The 21802-nt window shown below is 69.3% G+C and carries 14 protein-coding genes; 3 read left to right on the top strand and 11 right to left on the bottom strand.

Annotation, left to right across the window (positions count from 1 at the left end; all coding sequences use genetic code 11):
* Window positions 1-65: 65 nt before the first annotated feature.
* Genes secD through BLW75_RS00145 form a run of 3 tightly spaced genes read right to left on the bottom strand, consistent with a single transcriptional unit; the run spans window position 66 to window position 3390 of the window.
* Window positions 66-2336: a protein translocase subunit SecD gene (gene secD / locus BLW75_RS00155; RefSeq protein ID WP_091596361.1), complete on the bottom strand. Its 2271-nt coding sequence runs from the start codon at window positions 2334-2336 to the stop codon at window positions 66-68.
* Window positions 2337-2393: 57 nt separating this feature from the next.
* Window positions 2394-2786: a hypothetical protein gene (locus BLW75_RS00150; protein WP_241783841.1), complete on the bottom strand. Its 393-nt coding sequence runs from the start codon at window positions 2784-2786 to the stop codon at window positions 2394-2396.
* A 28-nt stretch (window positions 2787-2814) separates the two neighbouring features.
* Window positions 2815-3390: a TetR/AcrR family transcriptional regulator gene (locus BLW75_RS00145; protein ID WP_034316932.1), complete on the bottom strand. Its 576-nt coding sequence runs from the start codon at window positions 3388-3390 to the stop codon at window positions 2815-2817.
* Between the two features lie 81 nt (window positions 3391-3471).
* Between BLW75_RS00145 and BLW75_RS00140 the strand changes: the two genes are divergently transcribed.
* Window positions 3472-3801 (top strand): rhodanese-like domain-containing protein, encoded by a 330-nt coding sequence (locus BLW75_RS00140; protein ID WP_034316738.1) that lies wholly within the window; start codon window positions 3472-3474, stop codon window positions 3799-3801.
* Here BLW75_RS00140 and BLW75_RS00135 read toward each other — a convergent pair.
* Entirely contained in the window at window positions 3792-4442 is a 651-nt protein-coding gene (locus BLW75_RS00135; RefSeq protein WP_034316742.1) for a maleylpyruvate isomerase family mycothiol-dependent enzyme, read from the bottom strand. The genes BLW75_RS00140 and BLW75_RS00135 overlap by 10 nt on opposite strands.
* A gap of 105 nt (window positions 4443-4547) precedes the next feature.
* Here BLW75_RS00135 and BLW75_RS00130 point away from each other — a divergent pair, with 105 nt between their 5' ends.
* Window positions 4548-4961: a RidA family protein gene (locus BLW75_RS00130; RefSeq protein ID WP_034316746.1), complete on the top strand. Its 414-nt coding sequence runs from the start codon at window positions 4548-4550 to the stop codon at window positions 4959-4961.
* A gap of 91 nt (window positions 4962-5052) precedes the next feature.
* Here BLW75_RS00130 and BLW75_RS00125 read toward each other — a convergent pair whose 3' ends face one another.
* Window positions 5053-11433, bottom strand: a complete 6381-nt coding sequence (locus BLW75_RS00125) for a DUF7927 domain-containing protein (RefSeq protein WP_091596356.1) — start codon at window positions 11431-11433, stop codon at window positions 5053-5055.
* Between the two features lie 238 nt (window positions 11434-11671).
* On the opposite strand from BLW75_RS00125, the gene BLW75_RS00120 reads away from it, so the two are divergent.
* Window positions 11672-12598 carry a hypothetical protein gene (locus BLW75_RS00120; RefSeq protein WP_034316750.1) on the top strand — a complete coding sequence of 309 codons (927 nt, stop codon included), beginning with the start codon at window positions 11672-11674 and terminating at the stop codon, window positions 12596-12598.
* Here the strand turns inward: BLW75_RS00120 and BLW75_RS00115 are convergent.
* The 6 genes from BLW75_RS00115 to BLW75_RS00090 all read right to left on the bottom strand — a co-directional run bounded on the left by BLW75_RS00115 (window position 12573) and on the right by BLW75_RS00090 (window position 21717).
* Window positions 12573-13439 carry an alpha/beta fold hydrolase gene (locus BLW75_RS00115; protein ID WP_034316753.1) on the bottom strand — a complete coding sequence of 289 codons (867 nt, stop codon included), beginning with the start codon at window positions 13437-13439 and terminating at the stop codon, window positions 12573-12575. The two genes, BLW75_RS00120 and BLW75_RS00115, sit on opposite strands and share 26 nt — an antisense overlap.
* Entirely contained in the window at window positions 13436-15151 is a 1716-nt protein-coding gene (locus BLW75_RS00110; RefSeq protein ID WP_034316935.1) for an ABC transporter ATP-binding protein, read from the bottom strand. The genes BLW75_RS00115 and BLW75_RS00110 overlap by 4 nt, the downstream gene beginning before the upstream one ends.
* The gene (locus BLW75_RS00105; RefSeq protein ID WP_034316755.1) at window positions 15148-17670 is read right to left on the bottom strand and encodes an ABC transporter ATP-binding protein/permease; all 2523 of its coding nucleotides are present in this window, start codon (window positions 17668-17670) and stop codon (window positions 15148-15150) included. Before BLW75_RS00105 ends, BLW75_RS00110 begins: the two co-directional genes overlap by 4 nt.
* Window positions 17670-18368: a TetR/AcrR family transcriptional regulator gene (locus BLW75_RS00100; RefSeq protein ID WP_034316759.1), complete on the bottom strand. Its 699-nt coding sequence runs from the start codon at window positions 18366-18368 to the stop codon at window positions 17670-17672. The genes BLW75_RS00105 and BLW75_RS00100 overlap by 1 nt, the downstream gene beginning before the upstream one ends.
* Before the next feature lie 325 nt (window positions 18369-18693).
* A complete protein-coding gene (locus tag BLW75_RS00095) occupies window positions 18694-20232 on the bottom strand; it encodes a S8 family serine peptidase (protein ID WP_034316761.1) in 1539 nt (512 codons plus the stop codon).
* Between the two features lie 27 nt (window positions 20233-20259).
* On the bottom strand, window positions 20260-21717 hold the full coding sequence (locus BLW75_RS00090; protein ID WP_034316763.1) for a trypsin-like serine protease: 1458 nt from the start codon (window positions 21715-21717) through the stop codon (window positions 20260-20262).
* Between the last annotated feature and the right edge of the window lie 85 nt (window positions 21718-21802).

Raw genomic sequence — 21802 nt, 5'->3', positions numbered from 1 at the left:
TCCCCTGCCACCGGGAACGAGCTTAGAGGCCGGACCGAGTGCGGCGGTCCACAAAGGAACGTCGATCACACCACCGCGCCGTTGTCGTCCCGCTGTCGTGCGGGCGACGCCTTCCGGACGGGACGTCCGGCGCCGGGCCACCGCTTGTCGAGCAGGATCGCGACGGGACCGGCAGTGGCCACTGTGGACACTGTGCCCGCGACGAGACCGAGCAGGAGCGCGAGGGCGAAGTCGGCCAGCGAGCCGTCCCCGAGGAACAGCAGGGCCCCGAGGACGAACAGCACCCCGATCCCGGTGTTGATCGTCCTCGGCAGCGTCTGCAGGACCGCCGTGCCGACGACCCGCGAGAACGGCTCTTTGCGGCGTTGCCCCCGTACCTCCCGCACCCGGTCGAAGACCACCACCGAGTCGTTGACCGAGTAGCCGATCACCGTCAGCAGCGCGGCGAGGAAGACACCGTCCATGGACTTGCCCAGCCAGGCGAAGATCCCGAGGATGATCAGGACGTCCTGCGCGAGCGCGGCCACCGTGGCCACACCGAGCCGCCAGTCGAACCGCACCGCCAGGTAGATCAGCTGCGCCAGCACCGCGAGGCCGAGCGCGAGCACCGCCTTGGTGCGCAGTTCGGCGCCGAGGCTCGGGCCGATCTGCTCGTCGCGGATCTCGGTCGCGTCGCCCGCGACCCCGGCGACGGCGGTCCGGATCCGTTCGGTGGCGTCCTCGTCGATCGGTTCGGTGCGGACGGAGATGCCCTTTTCCCCGGACGTCTGCACGACGGCGCGAGGGAATCCGGCTTCGGAGACCGCGTCCCGGACCCGCTCGACGTCGGCGGGCGCCGAGGTGCTGTATTCGATGACCCTGCCGCCGGTGAACTCGACGCCGAGGTTCGGGCCTGCCACGAACAGTCCCGCGATCGCGGCGATGACGACCGCGCCCGCGACCATCAGCCAGCGGCGGGGTTTCCCGAGGAATCCCGGATCACGGCGGTTCACCCACCGCCGGACCCGGCCCTCGTGGGTGAGCCCGGACAGCCGCGGTTTGCGCGCGACCACGCCTCGCATCGTGAGGTGCAGCAGCCAACGCGTGAGCACGAGCGAGATGAACAACGCCACGACGACGCCGATGGACAGCGTCACCCCGAATCCGCGCACCGGGCCGGACGCCAGCCAGAACAGCAGCCCCGCGGCGAGCAGGGTGGTCACGTTCGAGTCGACGATCGCCGACAACGCGCCACTGAACCCGCGGCTGACCGACCGCGGCAGCGAACCTCCCTGTTTGACGGAGTGTTCTTCTCTCGCCCTTTCGAAGACGAGCACGGTCGCGTCGACGGCCATGCCGATCGCCAGGACGAAGCCGGCGAGGCCCGGCAAGGTCAGTGTCGCGCCGACGGCGAGCAGCGCGGCATAGGACACGGCGGCGTACGCCACGAGTGCGCCGACGGCGATCAGCCCGGCCAGGCGATACACCGCGAGCAGGAAAAGCGCGGTCAGTGCCAGGCCGATCACGGCGGCACGGGCGCTGGCGTCGATGGCCGCCGCGCCGAGGGTGGGCCCGACGGTCCGCTGCTCGATGATCTCGACCGGTGTCGGCAGCGCGCCGGCGTTGATCAGCAGCGCCAGATCCTTGGCTTCGGCCGGCGAGAACCGCCCGGTGATCTGCGTGCTCCCGCCGACGATCCCGACCCCGCAGGCGACCTGTGGGCTCACCTGCGGCGACGAGATCACCTTGTCGTCGAGCGCGATCGCCACCCGCCTCGCCGGATCACCCGGCGGTGAGCAGGCGGCCTGCCCGGTCAGCCGCTCCCAGGCACGGCCGGCGTCGCCTTTGAAGTCGACGGAGACGAGCCAGCCGCCGCCTTGGGAATCGACCGACGAGAGTGCCTCGTCGACGCCTTCGCCGGTCAGCGCGGCGGGCCCCAGCGTGATCGGCTGCCCGCTCTCGTCGTTGAGGACACGGGAGTCGCCTGAAGCGGTGGCGAGCACGGGATGGAAGGACAGCTGCGCGGTGCGGCCGATCACCTCGACGGCCTCACGCGGATCCCGCACGCCGGGCAGTTCGACGATGATCCGGTTGTCACCGGAGCGGGCGAGCATCGGCTCGGCGACACCGAGCGCGTCGACCCGGCGGCGCAGCACCTCGAGTGTCCGGTCGGTGGTCTGGGCGTCGGCGGTGACGGTGGGCGAATCCTTGGTCTCCAGCACGATCTGCGTGCCACCACGCAGATCGAGCCCCAGGCGCGGGGCGGTGGTCAGCAACAGGTACACGGTCGCGGCGAGGACGACCAGCGAGACGACGGCTCGCCCGGTCATGCCTCGCCGCGCGGTTTCGCGCGGCACGAAGTCTTCTCCTCAAGGGTTTCCCGGTTCGGGCACGCGGACGCGCGCCCGTCAGCGTCAGACGGCTGCCGGGAAAGGAGGAGCGCGATCCCCCAGCGCGAGGCGGTTCGCCGCGCGTGAAGGAGGGGTGACGTCGTCGTGGAGTTCGCTGAGGCGGAGCAGCGTCGTGGACGCCGGTCCGTGCGGGACGGTGCCGAAGAGAGGCAGGTCACCGTGACCGTGCACACCCAGGAGCGCGGGTTCGGCGGCCAGCCTGCCCGCGGCGCGCACCGGATTGACGGCCTTGGAGGCCGAGGAGTCGACCGTCGTGCTCGCCCCGTGCGGCTCGTCCGCCGAAGCGAAACCGCCCGTATGGAGCGCGAGGAACAGGCCGAGCGCGGTCAGTACGGCGGCGAGCAGCGCCGGCACGGCCTGCCTGGCCGTCCGGTACCTCCAGCTCTCCACCCTCATCGACACACTCCCGGGTCTCGCCGACACCCTACTGGGATCCGGCCCGCCGCCACAGGCGCGTGATCCCGGCGCGGACGCGGTCCTCCCCCAGCTCCGGCAGCAACGCGGTCAGATGTTCGGCCGCGAGCGGGGCCAGCAGGGCGTGCGCGGCGTGCTCGGGGTCGGGCGTGCCGTCGAGCAGGAGCGCGACGTGCCGGTGCCAGAACCGGTAGGCCCCGATGCGGTAGCGCGCCCCGGGCGCGGCGGTCTCCGACATCCGCACCAGTGGCAGGTGTTCGAGCACGTAATCGACGTACGCGTCGGCGAAGGCGACGAGCCGTTCGACCGGCGAAGCTCCGGGGCCCAGCGGGGGCGGGCCGTGCAGGATCCCTTCCTGGAGCCGTCGTTCCCGCGCGTCCAGCAGGGCGACGGCCAGCCCCGCCTTGTCCCCGAAGCGGCGGAAGAGCGTGCCCTTGCCCACGCCGGCGGCCGCCGCCACCTGATCCATCGACACCGCTTCGACGCCGTGCTCGGCGAACAGCGCCGCCGCCGCGTCCAGGATCGCGGCCCGATTGCGGGCGGCGTCGGCGCGCTCCTTGAGCGGCGGCGTACACAGGAATTCCAGGGAGGTTGCAGAAGCGGACTGCGGTCCGTTATGGTCGCGAGGCACATCCGGACTATAGTCCGATTAACTGGAGGTAGCGACATGACCGCACTCGTCACCCGTGATGATTTGAAGGCCGCGATCGACGCGAAGACCGTGACGGTGGTCGACACACTGGGTGGCGAGTACTACGCCAAGCAGCATCTGCCCGGCGCCGTTCCCCTGGTCCTCGCCGACGTCGACGCGCACGCCGCGACCGTGCTGCTCGATCGCGGCGCCGCCATCGTCACTTACTGCTCGAACCCCGGCTGCCCGAACAGCGGCCAGGTCGCCGACCGGCTCACCGCCCTCGGCTACACCGACGTCCGCAAGTACCGGGAGGGTATCGAGGACTGGGCGGGCGCGGGCCTGCCCCTCGAGTCTCAGTCCTGAGGAAGGACCCGCTTCCGCAGGATGGGGACCCCGTCGCCGTCGAGTTCGGCGAGGTGGGCCGCCCGTCCGGTCATGGCCATGATCAGCGCCAAGGTCGTGCCCGAGACGAGCGGTCCGGTCCCGGTGGCGAAGGGGCCATCGGTGGCTCGCAGCCGGAGCCCGCCGATGCGTCCCTTCGCCACCACCACCATGTCCGAGCCTCGGTAGTACCCGGCCAGCGCGGTGAGGACGTCGACCGGGTGATCGCGGCGGATGCCGAGCGGGTGGCGGATGTCCTCGCCGTGCACGATCGTCTCGCCGAGCATCGCCATCTTCGGCAGGGGCGGTTTCGTCGTACTGGTGACGACGCCGCGGAACCGCTCCAGTGTCTCGGCGCCGTCGTCCCCCAGCTGCTCGGCCAGCCGCATGGCGACCTGCTTGTCGAAATCCCACCGGCAGCGGACCACACCGGCCATCCACCGCAGCGGGGTGAGGCTCGCGGCCGAGGTCAGATGCGCGAGCACCTCGCGTACCGTCAGCCCCTCGCACAGCGACGGTGTTCTCCATTGCTCCTCGGTGAGCTCCGCGAGGTCGTTGGCCAGTGCTGCCCGCTCGGCGTGGATCAGCGGCCAGAGCTCGGTCTTCGTTCCTGAATTCGGCATCCGGAGTCCCTCCAGTAGTCGTCGTCGAAGGTGAGACTCCCGGCGCGGCCCGGAATCATCGGTACCTTGGAGACGATTTCCTCAGTGGACGAGAGAAGGGGACCGATGATCCAGCGCTGGAATCCGGAGACCGTGGCGGCGCCGATCGGCCCGTACAGCCATCTGGTCCGCGTCCCCGCCGATCACGAACTCGTCGTCGTGTCCGGCCAGATCGGCGTCGGGCCGGACGGCGAACTCGCCGGACCCGACGCCGAATCCCAGACCCGGGCGTTGCTCGCCAACCTCGAACGGCTGCTCGAAGCCGCGGGCGGCGGACCGGAACACCTGGTCAAGGTGTTCAGCATGCTTTCCGGCACCGAGCACCTCGCCGGGTTCCGCACGGCGATGCGCGAGACCTTCACCCGCTGGTATCCGGAAGCGGACTGGCCTGCCCAGTCGCTGATCGTGGTGGCGGCGCTGGCGAAGCCGGAGCTGGTCGTCGAGGTCGAAGCGCTGATCGCGGTACCGAAGACCGCGTGACGGTCGCACTGGGGTCGTGAGTGGTAATGGTCGTTCTAACGCTCTTTATCACTCACGACCCCGGCGCGACTCGCCCGGATCACCAGCGTGCCTAGGACTCTCGGCGCCTCCGTCCGGCGAGGAGCAGCAGCGCGCCGATGGCCAGCATGCCCAGCGCCAGCACCGTCATCGTCTTCACCGGTGAGCCGGTCACGGCCAGTCCGGGCGGACGCGGGGTCGTCGGCGGCTGCGGGTTCGGCTTCTCCGGCGGCTGCGGCGTCGGCGGCTCCGGTGGCACCCGGGTGTCGGTGCCGCAGTCGGGGTTCGCCGAACCCGGCGGACAGTTGCCGCCAGGGGTGTCCGACGTGACGACGTTGCGGAGGCGGTGGTCACCGGTCGCCGGCTTCCGCACGGTGACGGCGTAGGTGACGGTGGCCTTCTCCCCCGGCTTGAGCACGCCCTTCCAGGTCAGCTTGGGCGCGGAGTAGGTGACCGCTCCCGTACTGGCCTTCGCCGTGCCGTCGAAGGTGGCGTCGTCCAGCACCTGGGTCAGATCGTCGGTGAACGTCGCGTCGTCCACTGTGGCCTGCCCGGTGTTCACCACCGTGACGGTGTACGTCACGACCTCGCCCGGTTTCGCCTCCGCCTTGTCGACGGTCTTCTTGATCTTCAGGCTGGACAGCGGCGTCGTCGTCCCGCACTTCGGGTCCTTGCTGCCCGGCGGGCAGTTGCCACCCGGAGTGTCGGTGGTGATGACGTTGGTCAGCTTGCCGTCGCCGTCGGTCTTGGTCACCTTGACGCTGTACGTGACCGTCGCCGTCTGCCCGACCTCCAGGTCGCCGGTCCAGGTCAGCTCCGGTTCCTCGTAGGTCACCGAACCGATCGTCGCCGTACCGTCCTTCTGGAACACCGCGTCGTCGAGCACCTCGGTGAGGTCGTCGGTGAACGTCGCGCCGGTCAGCTTCGTCTTGCCGGTGTTGCGCACGGTCACCGTGTACTTCACGACGTCGCCCGGGTTCGCCGTGGCCTTGTCCGCCTTCTTCTCCAGCGAGATGCCGGGAACGGGAGTGACGGTCGAGCACGCCGGGTCGTCGGACTGCGGCGGGCAGGTGCCCGGGGTGTTGGTGCTGACGGTGTTCCGCAGTTCGTGATCGCCGGTCACGGGATTCTTCACCTTCACCGAATACTTCAGCGTGGTCGAAGCACCCACCGGGAGATCGCCCGCCCACACCAGGTTCGGCGCGGTGAAGGCGAACGTCCCGGCGACCGGGACGGCCGTGGCGTCATCAGCGTAGTCGGCGTCGTCGAGCACCTCGGACAGGTCGTCCGTGACCCGTGCGGCATCCTCGCCGACCAGGTCGACTTTGCCGGTGTTGGTGACCGTGACCGTATAGGTGACGACGTCACCCGGATTCGCGGTCTGCTTGTCCGCCGTCTTCTTGACCGTCAGTTCTCGCGACGGCACGTCCGCGACGCAGTTCGGGTCGGTCGAATCCGGCGGGCAGTTGTTGCCCGGGGTGTCCGAAGTGACCACATTGGACAGTTTCTTGTCACCGGGGTTCGGGTTCTTGATCTTGACCGTGTACGTGACGGTCGAGGTCTGCCCGATCTCCAGCGAACCGGTCCACGTCAGCTTCGGCGCCGCGTACGTGACGCCGCCGATGGTCGCCGCGCCGTCGTTCTGGTAGTCGGCGTCGTCCAGGACTTCGGTCATGTCGTCGGTGAAGGTGGCCGCGTCCTGCTTGGTCTGCCCGGTGTTGGTGACGGTGATCGTGTACTTCACCGTGTCTCCGGGTTCGACCGACTTCTTGTCGGCGGTCTTCTTGATGAGCAGTCCGGAGATCGGGGTGGTCGTGCCACAAGCCGGATCGGTCGAGCCCGGCGGGCAGTTCCCGCCCGGGGTCTCGGACGTGACCGCGTTGACGAGCTTCTTGTCGCCGTCGCCCGGATTCTTCACCTGGACCGAGTAGGTGACGGTCGAGGTCTGCCCGATCTCCAGCGAGCCGGTCCACGTCAGCTTCGGCGTCGCGTAGGTGACACCACCGATCGTCGCCGCACCGTCGTTCCGGTAGACGGCGTCGTCGAGCACCTGGGTCAGGTCGTCGGTGAAGGTGGCGTCGGTCAGCTTCGTCTGACCGGTGTTCTTGACCGTGACCGTGTACTTCACGATGTCGCCTGGGTTGGCCGACTGCTTGTCGACGGTCTTCTCGATCTCCAGGCCCGACACCGGGGTTTCCGTGCCGCAGTCCGGATCCGTGGATCCCGGCGGGCAGTTCCCGCCCGGCGTCTCCGAGGTCACCACGTTCTTGAGCCGGTTGTCGCCGGTGTCCGGGTTCTTGACCTTGACCGTGTACGTGACCGTCGCCGTTTCGCCGACGCCGAGGTCGCCGGTCCACATCAGCCTCGGCGCCGCATACGTGACACCACCGACCGTCGCCGCACCGTCGTTCCGGTAGTCGGCGTCATCGAGAACCTGCGTGAGGTCGTCGGTGAACGTCGCACCCGTCAGCTTCGTCTGGCCGGTGTTGGTGACAGTCACCGTGTACTTCACGACATCGCCCGGATTCGCCGACTGCTTGTCCACAGTCTTCTCGATCAGCAGACCCGACACCGGTGTCGTCGTGCCGCACTTCGGATCCGTCGAACCCGGCGGGCAATTCCCACCCGGAGTCTCCGACGTGACCGTGTTGATGAGTTTCTTGTCGCCCGGGGCGGGATTCTTGACCTTCACCGTGTACGTCACGACCGACGTGGCACCGATTTCGAGGTCGCCGGTCCAGGTCAGCTTCGGCGCCGCATACGACACATCACCGACCGTCGCCGCGCCATCATTCTGATAGGCGGCGTCATCGAGAACCTGCGTCAGATCATCGGTGAACGTCGCACCGGAAAGCTTCGTCCGCCCCGTGTTCTTGACCGTCACCGTGTACTTCACGACATCGCCTGGGTTGGCCGACTGCTTGTCCACGGTCTTCTCGATCACCACACCCGACACCGGCGTCGTGGTCCCGCACTTCGGATCCGTCGAACCCGGCGGACAATTCCCACCCGGAGTCTCCGACGACACCACGTTCTTGAGCACGTTGTCGCCCGTGTTCGGACTCTTGACCTTCACCGTGTACGTCACGACCGACGTGGCACCGATTTCGAGGTCGCCGGTCCAGGTCAGCTTCGGCGCCGCATACGTGACACCGCCGATCGTCGCCGCGCCATCGTTCTGATAGGCGGCGTCATCGAGCACCTGCGTCAGATCATCGGTGAACGTCGCACCGGTCAGCATGGTCTGGCCGGTGTTCTTGACCGTCACCGTGTACTTCACGACATCGCCCGGGTCGGCCGACTGCTTGTCGACCGACTTCTCGATCGTCAGTCCCGACACCGGCGTCGTGGTCCCGCACTTCGGGTCGGTCGAGCCCGGCGGGCAGTTTCCGCCCGGCGTCTCCGAGGTGACCACATTGGACAGTTTCTTGTCGCCGGTGTTCGGGTTCTTGACCTTCACGGTGTACGTGACCGTCGCCGTGGCACCGACTTCCAGATCACCCGTCCACGTCAACTTCGGCGCCGCATACGTGACACCGCCGATCGTCGCCGCGCCATCGTTCTGATAGGCGGCGTCATCGAGCACCTGCGTCAAATCATCGGTGAAGGTGGCGCCGGTCAGCTTCGTCCGTCCCGTGTTCCGCACCGTCACCGTGTACTTGACGACATCGCCCGGATTCGCCGACTGCTTGTCCGCAGTCTTCTCGATCACCAGACCCGACACCGGCGTCGTGGTCCCGCACTTCGGATCCGTCGAACCCGGCGGACAATTCCCACCCGGAGTCTCCGACGACACCGCGTTCTTGAGCACGTTGTCGCCCGTGTTCGGACTCTTGACCTTGACCGTGTACGTGACCGTCGCCGTGGCACCGACTTCCAGATCACCTGTCCACGTCAACTCCGGCGCCGCATACGACACATCACCGACCGTCGCCGCGCCATCATTCTGATAGGCGGCGTCATCGAGAACCTGCGTCAGATCATCGGTGAACGTCGCACCGGAAATCTTCGTCTGCCCCGTGTTCCGCACCGTCACCGTGTACTTCACGACATCACCGGGGTTCGCCGACTGCTTGTCGACCGACTTCTCGATCAACAGACCCGACACCGGCGTCGTCGTGCCACACTTCGGATCCGTCGAACCCGGCGGACAATTCCCACCCGGAGTCTCCGACGACACCACGTTCTTCAGCCGATTGTCACCGGTGTCCGGGCTCTTGACCTTGACCGTGTACGTGAACTCGGCGCTCTCCCCCGCGGCGAGCGTGCCCGTCCAGGTCAGCTTCGGTTCCACATAGGACACTGCACCGGGCTTCGCGGTGGCGTCGTTCTGATAGACCGCGTCGTCCAGCACCCCGGTCAGATCGTCGACGACCTTGAGGTCCGCCGCGGTGACCTTTCCGGTGTTGGCGACGGTGACCTTGTAGCGCACGACGTCACCGGGGTTCGCGGATTCCTTGTCCGCGGTCTTCGTCACCGTGTACGACGGCGACGGCACCTTGGTCTTCGCGCACGCGGCGGCGGGATCGTCCGGGCAGCGGTTGTCCGGCGGGACGACCGGCGGCGGCCCGATCGGGACGTTCGCGCGGTTCACCAGCTCCTTGCCGATGGCGGCCTCTTCGACCTTCACGCGCACGGTCAGCGTGGCCGTCTCTCCGACGGCGAGGCCGTTCACGGCCCACTCGATCGGGCCGGTACCGGACGCGGTGCCCTTCGACGGACTGGACGAAACGTAGGTCGTTCCCGGTGGCAAGGTGTCGCGCACCGTGAACGCGGGCACGGGGATCACCCCGGTGTTCCGGACGGCCACCTGGTAGGTCAGGGTGTCGCCCGGGATCGCCTCGGCGAGGTCGACCGTCTTCGTCAGCTGGTATCCGGGCGAGGTGACCGTGTTCCGCACCGTGTTCGACGTGCGTTCCTGCGGCCGTCCGGTGTCCTCGCCGCGGAAGGTCAGCTTGGCGGTGTTGTCGAGTTTGGTGCCGTCCGGCACCGAGGCACCGACCTTGACCTTGAAGTCGACCTTCTGCGCTTGCCCCGGCCTCAGGTTCCGCAGGTTGCAGGTGACCAACTGGCCGGCCGCCGAACAGTTCGGATTGGATCCGGCCACGAACGTGACGCCGTCGGGCAGGATGTCGGTGAGCACGACGTTCGTCGCGGTGTCGAGGTCGGTGACACTGCCGTCGGCGTGCCGGTTGGCGACGTTGAAGCTGTAGGTGACTTCGCCGCCCTTGGTGACGTAGCCCGGCGGGTTGTCGTCGGTGTTGCCGATCGGGTCGTTGGCCTTGGTGATCTGGAGGTCGGGTTCGAGCGCGTCGGTGACGAGCCAGATCGTCTGCGGGTACAGCGCGTCGCCGACGGTGCCGATCTTCACCTGGAGCGCGGTGGTCCCCGCCGGGACCTTGCCGGTGATGTCGATGCTCCGGGAGTCGTAGCCGACGTTGTTCACCGGGTTGGGCACGCGCGAAGTGACGTTGGTGCCCGAACCGGTGGCCGTGACCCGGTCGATGCGGCTGCTGAACGCGTTGTTGGTCGCCACGCCGCCCGGCGCGGGCATGGCGATGGTCTGGAGGCTGGACGCGTCCGGGCCGACCTGGAGGTAGTCGCCGGTGATGGGCGCGTCGCCGTCACCGGCGACGATGCCGAGTTCGACGTTGGGCTGACGCGAGGTCGGCGCCTTGATGCCGCTCAGCGCGATGGTCGCCGAGCTCGGCGTGGAACCGCCGGCGACTCGCTGCAAACCGTCCCACACCTGCAGGTAGCGCAGCGGCTCACTGGGCAGTTCGTAGGCGACCACCAGTGACCAGCCACCCCAGCAGCCGAGGTTCGTCCCGCTGATCGACTGCCCCTGGCAGGCCTGGATGTCGGCCACCGTGTACTGCCCGGTACCGGCGCCCTCCACGAGAGACGTGACGTCGGCGGCGCCACCGTAGGCGTACAGGGTCGGGAACCCGCCCGTGGTGGTCGCGGGGAACCAGTCGTAGGTTTCGGCGGTGATCCGCTGGTAGGAGTTCGAGCCCGGGGCCTTCATGGAGACCTGGTTGCCCCGGTTCCCGTCGCCGGAGGTCCCGCTGCTGGCGACCGGGTTGAACTGCCAGTACAGCCGGGCGTTGAGCACCTTCGCGCCGGCCGGGACGTTCAGGTTCGCCGCGGAGGCGGTGTTCCCCGGCGCGGCCGGGTCGGTTTTGATCCACGCCACCGGGCTCGCGTTGCTCGCGGACTCGTTGCAGACCACGCCGACGGCGCACTGCACGACGGAGTTGGCCGCCATCGTGATGCCACCGTGCGCCAGCCCCGAGTACACCGGCTCCGGCCCGATCGGCCGTTCGGTACCCGCTCCACGAGGCTGGATCTGGGCGTTCGCGGGTACCGGGGCATTCATCAGCAGAGCCACGACGATCGTCGTGAGCACCGCCATGCCCCGGCGCCACCGATTCCGCCCACGACGTTCCGCCATGCCGCCTCCGCCTCACCCCTCGCTTCCGTCGGCCCAGGTCAGGACGGCGGGGACAGCGAGCTCAAGTCGTGGTCATCCTGGAGCGGCAAGATCGCCGACGGCAACCGGGACCAGCGGTGTCGCCTGGATAAAACCCGTTGAGTGCCCCCGAAACCCCCGGACGGGTGATGAATTCACTGTCCACAACGGACGCGGCGAGGGGTGGCGTTTTCACCCGAAAACCGGCATTGTCGAACACGTGATCGATCTTCCTTATCGCGGCTCCGGCCCTTATTGCTACGCCCATTCCCTCGCGATGATGCTCGGCTCCGAGGCTCCGGGCGCCGACGTACTCGAAACCGTGACCGGCAGCCCCTTCGGCATGCAGCTGATCGGCGGTTCGCTGCCGTTTTTCGACGCCTTCGGCTGGGATCCCGATCTCGGTATCGGCGAGGCCCTCGACGCCCTCGGCTGGCTCGCGGAAACGACGAGCGAGCCGGACCCGGACACCGCCTTCACCCGGCTCGTCGAAAGCCTCGCCGACGGCCCGGTCCTGCTCGGCCCGGTCGAAATGGGACACCTGCGACACCAGCCGGGGATGACCGGCCCGGTCGGCGCCGACCATTTCCTGGTCGCGCTCGGCGCGGACGACGAGTCCGTCACCGCTCACGACCCGCAGGGATATCCGTACGCGCGGATCCCCCGAGCGGATTTCGCCGCCGCTTGGCGCGCGGAAACGGTCACCTACGGCAAACCGCACACGATGCGGACGAAGTTCGTGCGGCACACCTTCGTCGAGGACGAGGCCGCGATCGTGGCGTCGCTCCCCAGAGCGATCCGGCGGCTCAGCGGGGAGAACGACGCAGGGCTCCCGCCTGGCACGCTCGGCAACGGCGACGCGGCACTCGCGCTCGCCGCGCGGATCGGCGACGGCTGCGACCCGGAACTGCGCGGGCTGCTCGTCCATTTCGTGGTCCGCCTCGGCGCTCGCCGCACAGCGGACGCCGCGGCGTGCCTGCGCCGGATCGGCCGCGACGAGGCCGCCGCCGTCCTCACCACGCAGGCCCGGCTGATCGGCTCGTTGCAGTACGACCTCGTCGTCGAGGACGACGCGCGTGCCGCCGCGACCCTCCGGACGCTCGCTCCGACCTACGAAGAACTCAGGCGGGCGCTGACGTCATCCTGACGATTTCGCGGACGATCACGTCGGGCTCGGTCACCGGGACGTAGTGGCCGGACCGCTCCGCGATGACGTGCCTGCCGGCAGGCGAGAGGCTCACCCGGTGAGCGTGGGAGGCGTTCGCCCGAGCCCTCATGCCGGCGGAGAATCCGCCTCCGCCGAGGCCGCCGGACACCACGGTGACCGGGATGTCGCCGAGTACCGGCGGATCCTGCCGCCAGAGGGCCAGTTCGTCGAGGAAGGTGCGGGCCTGCTCCCGCTGGGTCCGCACCGTCCCGACGGTGAACGCCTCCCGTTCGAGGTCGCGGCGGACGTCGTCCGGGATCCCCCGCAGCAGGCCGCGGAAGACGACCTTGAGCAGGCCCAGCCGCGCGAGGAGGGCGCCGGCCGGAAGCATGACGCGTTCACCGGTGCGGAAGGCGCGGCCGAAGAGGACATCCGCCGCCTCGTCGGTCGGGTCGACCAGCACCAGCCCGGCGATCCGCTCCGGGCGGCGGGCGGCGGCCTGCCGCACGATCGGCCCGCCGGCGCTGTGCCCGGCGAGGACGTACGGCCCCTGGCCGAAATGATCGAGGACGTCGTTGAGGTCGTCGGCCATCCGCCGCAGCGTGCGGCCGCCCGGGTCAGGGGCGCTGCGGCCGAGCCCGGACCGGTCGTAGACGATCGCGCGGGCGTATCGGGCGACCTCCGGCTGAACGGCCGCCCACGACGACCGGGTGGCGGCGGCTCCCGCCTCGAACACGACGGTCGGCCCGGTCGCCCCCTCCGGCCCCGGGTGCACCATCGCGTGGAGCCGTCTGCCGTCGCGGGTCACGACCCATTCCGGCGCACCTTGTGTGTGGGTCATCTCGCGGTGATCCTCCAGCCGGTGGCATCGATCTGACGGCGCCAGAACTCGGCGAAACGTCCTTTCCTGGCAAGGAGTTCTTCGACAGTGCCGTCCTCCGCGATCCGCCCGTCCGCCAGGAAGAGCACCCGGTCCGCGTGCCGGATCCCGGCGATCCGATGGGTGACGATCACTCGCGTCCGCGGCACGGGATCGGCGCTGAGCGAGCGGACCACGGCGTCCTCGTTCTCGGTGTCCAGCGCGCTGGTGGCCTCGTCGACCAGCAGTACGGGCGCCGGTTTGAGCAACGCGCGGGCGATGGACACCCGCTGCCGCTCGCCGCCGGAGAGCGCGCCGCCCGCCTCGCCGACGGCCGTGTGCTCCAGCAATTCGTCCACCCTCGCGAGCTCGGCGACCTCGGCGACCCTCTCGTCACTCGCCGAGGGGTCACCGGCGAGCACGTTGTCGCGCACCGAACCGTCGAAGAGGTACGGCTGCTGGAAGACGACGGTGACGAGATCCCGGCGGCCGTCCGCGGACAAGCCGGCGAGGTCGGTTCCGCCGGCGAGCACTCGGCCGCTGGTGGGCTGGTGCAGACCGGCGAGCAGCGCGAGGACGGTGCTCTTGCCCGAGCCGGACGGTCCGACGATCGCCGTCGTCGTCCCCGGTTCGAGGGTGAGGTCGAAGTCCTCCAGTACGTTCTCGGCGCCGGGCGCGTATCGGAAACCGACCTTCTCGAACCGGATCCACGGCGCCTTGGCCGGTGCGGCGGCCTCCCCTGACGGGGTGATCGGTGCGGTGAGCACGGCGCGGATGCGGCCGAGGGTGGTGGCGGCGGTTTCGATGCCGGGAGCGAGATCGCCGAGCGCGGTGAACGGTTCCAGGTACCGGGCGATCACGACGATCAACGCGACGGCCTCGGGCAGGCTCAAGTCGCCTCGCATGGCAAGGAGGACGGTCGTCCCGGCGAGCAGGACCAGCGCCAGCTGACCGGCGACGCCGAACAGCACCTGCCCCGGGATTTGCAGGCGGAGCAGCCGGACGGTCGCGCCGTGGTGCGCGGCGAGCGCGGCACCGGCGTGACTGCGTGCGGGTTCCACGCGGCGGGCCGCGCGCAACGTCTGCTGGGTGCGGGCGAACTCGACGATCCGCTCGGTCAGCGTGGTGTTCGTGCCGGCCGCCGCACGGTCGGCGCGGCGGGTGATCCGGCCGGTCGCCCACAGCGCGCCCAGCAGCACCGGGACGCCGGCCAGCGCGGCGACGCCGAGCGGCCAGGCGATCGGCAGCAGAGCCAGCCCGATCGCGATCGGCAGGAGGACCGCGCCGATGAGCGGGGTGAACAGGTAGCCGACCAGGCCGACGAGATCGGGGCCGGTGGCGGCGATGGCCTGGCGGGCGGTCTGGGTGTGCTCACTGTCCAACCAGGACAGACGGACGTCCGTCAGCCGCTCGGCGACGTCGTGCTGGGCGTGGTCCAGCACGCCGAAGCCGAGTTCGAACCCGAGCCGCCCCACGACGGCGTCGACGGCCCAGCCCGCCGCGGTGGCGACCGCGAGCGCACCCAGCCAGGGCAACGCGTCCGAGGGTTCCGCGCCGAACAAGGCGCCCACCAACGGAACCAGCAGCACGGCACCGGAGGCGCGCAGGAGCACCGACAGCACGGCGAGCACGGCATAACGCCGGAACACCGCGCGTTTCGTGCCGGGGATCAGGCCCAGAAGTGTGCGGATCACGCCGTCACCTCCGCACCGGCGCCGGCCTGCCACAAGCGGGCGTACCGCCCTTCCGAAGCGAGAAGTTCTTCGTGGGTCCCGCTTTCGGTGATCTTGCCGCCGTCGAGGACCACGATCCGGTCGGCGCCGGTGACGGTGTGCAGCCGATGGGCGATGACCAGGACGGTCCGGCCCTCGGTGAGCCGGTCGAGTGCTTGTTGCACGAGGTACTCCGACTCGGGATCGGCGAAGGCGGTCGCCTCGTCGAGGACGAGGACGGGGGCGTCGGTGAGGATCGCGCGGGCGATGGCCACGCGCTGGCGTTCACCGCCCGACAGCTGGGAACCGGCACCGAGGACGGTGTCGTAACCCTGGGGCAACCGCAGGATCCGCTCGTGGATCTGCGCGTCGCGGGCCGCGGCGACGACCTGGTCTTCGGTCGCGCCGGGAACGGCGAGGGCGATGTTCTCCCGCACGGTGCCCTGGACGAGCTGCGGATCCTGCAGCACGAATCCCACCCGGCCGTAGAGTTCGTCGGCGGCGAAGGCGCGGACGTCTCGGCCGCCGACCCGGATGGCGCCCTCGGTGACATCGTGGAACCGCGCGACCAGTGCGGCGAGGGTCGACTTCCCCGCTCCCGACGGGCCGACCAGCGCGGTCACCGTGCCGGGTCGCAGGGTCAGGGAGACGTCCTCCAGCACGGGAACGCCGGCGCGGTAGGCGAAACCCACGCGGTCCAGTTCCACCGTGCCCGGCTCGACGCCATCCCGGTCCGACAGCTCCGCTGTGGACAGTTCGGGTTCGTCCAGTACGACCTGGACGCGGCGGGCGGCCAGCATCCCTTCACGGACACCGCCGAGGCCGTACCCGATACCCAGCAGGCGCGCGCCGAACGTAGTGCCCAGCAGAAGGAACGGGATCAGGGTCACCGGGTCCATGCCGCCACCCGAGATCATCAGTGTGCCGACCCCGGTGATCAGGAGCAGGAAGGTCGCGGGCCTGGTGGCGAAGTCCAGCATGGTCTTCTTGCCGGTGAACGGACGCTGCCAGTCGCCGAGGAAGCCGATGTACTCGTCGAGCCGCCGCCGGAACGACGAAGCCGCGGCGCCGCCGAACACGCGGATCACCGGCTGCCCCTCCAGGTACGCGCTCGCCTCGCCCGCCATCCGTTCCGCCCAGCGCATCGCCTGGCCGGTCTTGGGCCCCGATTGGACGACCATGATCGACGTGGTGACGAGGTAGACGAGGATCGGGACGAGCAGGACGAGCGCGAGCCGCCAGTCCACCGCGAACAGGTAGGCCATTACCGCGACCGGCGCGACGACGGCCGCCACCGCGTCGGGAACGGCGTGTGTGACCAGGTAGTGCAGCGACAGCGTGTCGCCCTGCACGAGTTTCGCGATCGTGCCCGAGCCGCGTGCGGTGAACCAGCCCAGCGGCAGCCGCGCGAGCTTGCCCAGCAGCCGCTGCCGCAGATCGCGGGCGAACCGCGCGTCGGCCGCGTGCAGCCAGAGCACGACCGCGGCTTCGAGCAGTGTTCCCACGCCCAGCAGCACCAGTGCCGCGATGCCGAGTGCCCACAGCGATTCACCACCCGCGAGCAACCGCCGGACCAGTTCCACCAGGAGCACGAACGGCGCGAGCCCGATCAACGTCACGACGGCCTGCAGGAGCCCGGCGAAGATCAGCGTCCGCCGCACCGGCGCGAGCAGGCGTCCGGCCGCCTGTGCCCGCCATGCTCCCTTGGGTGCCTCCTTGACCGGCTCCGGGGCTTCAGCGGCCGGCTCTTCCTTCTCCCCGCGGAAAGCGCCCATGGCCCGGCCGTAGTACCAGTACGCCCGGCCGTGCACCTCGGATTTGGGGAAGCCGAACGTCTCGCGCAGCCGCGTCTTCAGGTGTTTGAACGAACCGGCTTCCGTCGCGATCCAGGCCTGCCAGTCCGACCAGTCGCGCGTCTCGATCGCCGCGGCCAGCGAGGTCGCGTCGAGGCGCGGCGCCCAGTGCACGGTCAGCCTCGCGTGCTCCCCCAGCGGGATCAGGCGGTCGGTCTCGTCGTGCTCTTCGAGGTACAGCTCGATCGGTATTTCGGCCGGGACCACCGCGAGGATCGCGTTGATCGCGGGGATCGAGGCGGAGTCGCCGATCAGCAGGTACCCGGCCGGAGGTTCGGCTGGGACCGAGAAGGACGAGGAACCCAGTGACATCACCGGAACCTTCGCTCCGGGCCGCGCTTCACGCAGCCACCGCGAGGCGGGTCCGGCGGGCTCGTGGAGCACGACGTCGATGGCGAACGTGCCGGCCTCCGGATCGGCTTCGGTGAGGGTGTACGCGCGCTGGAACTCCGTCGTGCCGCCCTCCGGATCCGGGAACCAGAACCGGAGCCAGGCCGTCGGCTCCACGACGACGTCCTCGAACAACGTCGGTGAGACGAACCGAACCCGCACGAAACGCGGCGTGATCTCTTCTGTTTCGACGACGGTCGCTTCGTGGTCTCTGGCTCCGAAACCCCGCATCACCGCGCCCTGGAATCCGCGCGCCATCACAATTCCTCCCCCGTGGCCGCCAGATCGGCCACCATCTCGGCGACCGGCCTGCCCGGTGGGCAGGACTCGATCAGCCCGCGAATCGACGCGGTCAGCAGCAGCCGCACGTACTCGGGCCGCGGTACCTCCGGCAACGTGGCGGACGGTCCGGCGAGCCGATCGTCACGGGACAACCGGTCGCGGACGGCTTGGCGCTCCCGGTCCAGCCCGTCGCCGTCGGCCTCCTCCGCGGCCGTGCCGTTCTCCTCGGACGCGGTCATCGCGATGGTCAGCGACGCGACGGCGCCACTGAGCACGATCGCCGCGGCGGGCTCGTAGCCCCGGCGGACGAGGGCGTCGACCTCGGTGTTCAGCAGGCGCTGCCCACCGTCGCCGCGCGGGAACAGCAGCTGCAGGTAGGTGACGAGGCCGGGATGCTCCAGCACGAAGGCCCGCATCTGCAGGGCGAAGGACAGCAGATGCTGTTCGAGCCCGTGCCGGGGATCGTCCCGGAGGCGCAGCTCGGCCAGGATGCTCTCGCCGACCAGCCGCTCCAGGCCCCATCGGCCGTCGACGTGCCGGTACAGCGCGGTCGCGGTCACCCCCAGCCGGACCGCGACCGCCTTGACGCTGAGCCGGCGCATCCCCAGCTCGCGACCGGCACGCAGGATGTCGTCCCGCGCGATCGTCGCCGGACGGCCACCGGTCTTCGGCATCTCGCCCCCTTTGGAAAGTTATAGGGGGAAACTAAGGGTGTACTTAGTTGCTGTCAAGGCACGGTTCGGCCGGTGGCCGGAAACTGCCAAGGGGTTGCCGGACCAGGGCCGGGGCATGTTGCGAATGCCACGTTCGCAACGTTGAAGGTTGCGAACGTGGCTTTCGCAACGGCTCCGGGTGGCAGCCACCCACGGCGAACGTCGCCTGCGCGAGGTGTCGCGAAAGCCACTTTCGCGACACCCCCAGCGGACGAACATCGGCGGGACCGCCGAAGCGGCCCCGCCGATGCTTTCCCTCCCGCCCTGCCGACGAGTCTCAGTGGGTTCAGAACGTGATGGTGAACCCGTCGATCGAACCGGTGTCGAACCGGTAGACGTCCTGCGCGCTCAGCTTCCAGGTACCGTTGGCCGCCTCACCGGAGGCGTCGACCGTGAAGGTCTCATGCACACCGGCGGCCGAACCGACACCACCGGACTCCTTGAGCCGGTAGGCCTTGCCACTCGGCCCGATGAGGTCGAGTACGAGGTCCGCGGTGTAGGTGTGCGAGATGTCCACCTTCACCGGCAGCGACGAGGAAGCCTTGCCGTCACAGCCTTCCTGGGTCACGGAGCTGGTCACCGCCGCCCCGGCGTCCGGAATGGACACCGGCGTGGTGTTCGACCTGGCGCCGCATTGCGGGCCGGGGCCGCCGCTGCCGATCGACGAGACGTTCAGCAGTTTGTTCGGCGAGCCGCTGCCCGCGTTCTTGACGACACCCGCGGTCGCGCCGTTCACCAGCGCGTCCCGCACCTGCTGCGGAGTGGCGCCCGGGTTGGCCGACAGGTAGAGCGCGGCCGCGCCGACGACGTGCGGTGTCGCCATCGAGGTCCCGTTCATCACCGCCGAACCGCCGCTGCTCGGGCTCAGCGACGTGATGTTCGAACCGGGGGCGAAGATGTCGGTGCAGCTTCCGTAGTTGGAGAACGAAGACCGGTTGTCCGAGGAATCCGAGGCGTTGACCGTGATCGCCTCGGGCACCCTGGCCGGGCTCGTGTTGCAGGCGTCGGTGGAGGCATTGCCCGCCGCCACGCCGTAGACGACGCCTGACGCGATCGACCGCTTCACCGCGTCGTCCCCGACTCCGGGGGCGTCCATGGTCAGGCTCATGTTCGCCACGGCGGGTTTCTTGGCGTTGGCCGTCACCCAGTCGACGGCGTCGATGATGCCCGAGTCCGGTCCGGAGTTGTTACAGCCCAGCACTTTCAGCCCGACGATGGTGACCTTCTTCGCGACGCCGTAGGTCTTGCTGCCGATCGTGCCCGCCGTGTGACTGCCGTGCCCGTGGCAGTCCTTGCCGTCACCGCCCAGGAAATCCTTGCCGAGGCTGGCGCGGCCTTCGTACTCCGGGTTCGACGGGTTGATGCCGCTGTCGAGGTCGTACGCGGTGACACCCGCGCCCTCGTTCGGGTAGGTGTAGGCCTTGTCGAGTGGAAGGTTCTTCTGGTCGACGCGGTCCAGGCCCCAGGTCGGGTTCTGCTGGGTGCCGGTGCCGCGTGCGGTGCCGTCTTCGTACACCGCCTTGACCGACGGGTCCGCGGCCAGCTTGCGCGCCTCGGCCGAGGTCATGCTCTTGGCCGAGAACCCGCGGAGGGCAGCCGTCCAGACCGAACGGACCTCACCGCCGTACCGTTTCGCCAGATCGGCCGACGCCGACTGTCCCGCGGCGGCGACGTCGTGGAGGACGACGATGTACTGGTCGCCGTAGTGTTCCTTGGCGGGGATCACCACGCCTTCGGCCTCGGCGGCGACGGCCGTTCCGGCGCCGAGGGCGAGCAGCGGGCTCAACAGGCCGAGCGCCAGCAGGGTTTTCGTCTTGTCACGCATGGGAGGTCCCCTCTGTTTCGGCGAAGATCACTGGACGGTGAGGGTGTACGTGGTGGTCGTGGTCTTGCCGCCGCTGTCGTTCGCGGTCACCGTGATCGGGTACGTGCCGGGCTGGTACGGCGCGAAGACCTGCATGGTCGAACTGCCGCCGCTCGACACGGTCCGCGGCGAGAACATCGGGTTGATCGGCAGCCCGGATCCACTGGCGGACAACGTGATCGAACCGGTGCCGCCGGTCGCGGTGACGGTGGCCGTCACCAGCGAACCCACGCGACCGGACCCGGCGGACGGGTTCACGGTCACCTTCAGGTCGCCGGCGGGAGGTTCACCGGCGCCGACGGTGAGCGACAGGCCCGCGGTGGCCGTCTCGGTGGTTCCCTTACCGGAAATCGTGACCTGGTACGCCTTTTCCGGGGTGCCGGTGGCGGTCTCGATGGTCAGCTTCGCCACCTCGCCCGCCTTGATCGTGGCGGGCTGGAACGTGGCCTTGGCACCTTCGGGCAGCCCCGACGCCGACAAGGTGATGCTCTCGGCGCCGTTCTTGCCCGGTTTGCTCGTGACACTCGCCGACACGTACTTGCCCGGCAGGACCTTCACCGACGACGGCGAAGCCGCGAGGGTGAAGGCGTCACCCGGCTGCTGGCCGCCGATCTGCTCGGCGACCCAGTCCCCCATCTCGTTGTTGAGCCTGCTGTAGACGCTGTACCAGCGGAAGTCACTGCGGCTCCAGGACGCCACTCCGACGACCTTCCCGCCGACGACGAACGGGCCTCCGCTGTCCCCCGGCAGGATGGTCTTGCGACCGTCGGAGTAGCCGGCACAGATCATCGTCTTCGGGTCGACGCCGTTCTCCACGCCGGTGCACTGATTCGCGTTCACGATCGGCAACGTCAGCTTGTGCAGCGCGACGTCCTGAGTGGAGTCGTTGATGTCCTTCTTGCCGTACCCGAGGCTGAACCCGTCCTTACCCGGCGTCTCCAAGCCGGTGTCGGCGGAGGTGGCGACCTTCGCGTAACCGCCGGGTGGCACCGGGATGTCGCCGTCGACGGTGATCACCGCGACGTCGTAGCCGTACCAGGGCTGGGTGAATTTGGGATGCGTCTGGTAGTCGACGGCCTTCAGCTGGGTACCGCCCGCGCTCTTCAGGTCGTCGAGTCCATAAAGGACACTCTTCTCGCCCGCCAGCTCCTTGCAGTGGGCCGCGACCAGGACCTTCCGCGTCGCGATGACGGAACCGGAGCAACTCTGTCCCTTCGGCCGCGAGCCACCTTCCCGTAGTGCGGCGATGACGTACGGGTGGTCCTGCACCGAGGCCGGGGTGCCGCCGATGCTCTGACCGTGGACACCGCCCGTCGGCAAGGGCGCGGCGTCGGTCGGGCTGATGGCGCGAAGAGGGTCGGCCGGTGCCGCACCGGCGAAGCCCGCCGCCGGTGCCAGCGCGGCCATGGTCAGGACGACCACGCCGAAGATCCGTTTTCTGCTCACGGTGATTCCTTTCCGGGAAAGCGCGACTGCCCGACAACTGTCGGTCGGCGGCGGAAACGGAACAATAGTGGAGTACGGCACTGGC

The organism is Amycolatopsis lurida, assembly GCF_900105055.1.
Taxonomy (GTDB): Bacteria; Actinomycetota; Actinomycetes; order Mycobacteriales; family Pseudonocardiaceae; genus Amycolatopsis; species Amycolatopsis lurida.
This window is presented reverse-complemented; position numbering and strand designations above follow the sequence as displayed.